General features: G+C 74.4%; 1 protein-coding gene. It reads right to left on the minus strand.

Annotation, left to right across the window (positions count from 1 at the left end; genetic code table 11):
• Positions 1-2,014: amino acid adenylation domain-containing protein (locus AB0J09_RS63420; protein ID WP_360714001.1), on the minus strand; the 2,014-nt coding region annotated here is incomplete at both ends.

A 2,014-nucleotide genomic window follows, 5' to 3' on the forward strand; every position in this document is an offset into this window, starting at 1 on the left:
GGAGCGGCCGGTCGGTTGGCAGGTCCAGGACCGGCGCGCCGGCCAGCCGCTCCTTCCAGTAGCCGAGCTGGCCGTCCAGCACCTCGCCCTGGAGCCACTCGCGCTGCCAGACGGCGAAGTCGGCGTACTGCACGGACAACGGGGCGAGCGGCGACGGCTCGCCGCGGCTGAAGGCCGCGTAGAGGACCGCCAGCTCCCGGTTCAGCACGTCGGCCGACCAGTCGTCGGAGGCGACGTGATGGGTGACGAGGCTGAGCACGTGCTCGCCGGGACCCACCCTGAGCAGCCGGGCGCGGAGCAGCGGTCCGGCCGCCAGGTCGAACGGCGTGACGGCCTCGGCCGCCACGATCGCCCGGGCGCGGCCGGCCGGGTCCGGCTCGTCGCCGAGGTCGACGATCTGGAGGCCGGAGCCCGTGGGCGGGTCGATCACCTGGCGGGCGACGCCGTCGACGGTGACCAAGCGGGTGCGCAGCACCTCGTGCCGTTCGACGACGGCGTCCAGCGCGGCGCGGAGCGCGTTCACGTCGAGCTCGCCGGTCAGGCGCAGCGCGACCGGGATGTTGTACTCGGCGGACCCGGGCTCGAGCTGGTCGAGGAACCACAACCGCTGCTGGCCGAACGACAGCGGCAGCGGCCGGTCGCGGGGGACGGGGACGATGGGCGGAGCCTGGCCGCCCTGCGCGGTGGCGTCCAGGACCGCCGCCAGCTCGCGGACGGTGGGGTGGTCGAACAGCTCGGCCAGCGGCAGCTCCGACTGGAAGGCCGCCCGCACCCGGGAGATGACCTTGATGGCCGTGAGCGAGTGGCCGCCCAGGTCGAAGAAGTTGTCGGTGACACCGACCTCGGCCACGTCGAGGACCTGCGCCCAGATGCCTGCCAGGACCTCTTCGGCCGGGGTCCGGGGCGCTGCGCTGCCCGCGGCCGACTCCGAGTGTCCCGGGTCGGGCAGGGCGGCGCGGTCGAGCTTGCCGTTCGGCGTGAGCGGGAACGCACTGAGTTCGGCGAACGCCGAGGGGACCATGTAGTCGGGCAGCGTGGTCCGCAGGAGAGCGCGCAACTCGCCCGCCGATGGGGTTCCAGCGGCAGGGTCGGCGGGGATGAGGTAGGCGACCAGCCGGGTGTCGCCGTCGTCGTCGCGGGTGACCACCGTGGCGGCCGCGACGGCCGGGTGCGCCACCAGGGCGGCCTCGATCTCCCCCGGCTCGATCCGGTGCCCGCGGATCTTGACCTGGTGGTCGGCGCGGCCGAGGAATTCCAGCTCACCGTCGGCCCGCCATCTGACGCGGTCGCCGGTGCGGTACAACCGCGACCCGTCGCCGGCGAACGGGTCCGCGATGAAGCGCTCGGCGGTCAGCTCGGGCCGGCCTCCGTACCCTCGGGCCAGGCCCGCGCCGCCGATGAACAGCTCGCCGGGCACGCCGGCGGGGGCGGGCAGCAGGTCGCGGTCGAGCACGTACATCCGGGTGTTGGCGATCGGGCGGCCGAGCATCGGCGCCTGCCCTTCCGGCACTTCGTGCAGGGAGGACCAGATGGTGGTCTCGGTCGGGCCGTACAGGTTCCAGAGGCCCGCCGTCCTGGCGCGGATCTCGTCGGCGAGCGCGGGCGAGAGCGCCTCGCCGCCACACCAGGCGCGCAGCCCGGGGGCTCCCCGCCAGCCGTCGTCGACGAGCATCCGCCAGGTCGCGGGCGTGGCCTGCATCACGGTCACGCCGTGCCGTTCGATCTCGGCGGCCAGCAGCCCGGGCGTTGTGGTGACCGTGCGGTCGGCCACCACGACACGCGCACCGCGCGTCAGCGGGAGGTACAGCTCCAGCCCGGCGATGTCGAACCCGAGCGTGGTGACGGCGAGCAGCACGTCGCCGGCGTCCAGTCCGGGCCGCTCTCCCATGGAGCCGAGGAAGTTCAGCAGGTTGCGGTGCGACACGACCACCCCCTTGGGCCGGCCCGTCGACCCGGAGGTGTAGATGACGTACGCCTGCCGGTCGGACCCACCGGCACAGGGCGCCGGGGGGGC

The organism is Nonomuraea sp. NPDC049784 (genome assembly GCF_040659615.1).
Classification (GTDB): Bacteria; Actinomycetota; Actinomycetes; order Streptosporangiales; family Streptosporangiaceae; genus Nonomuraea.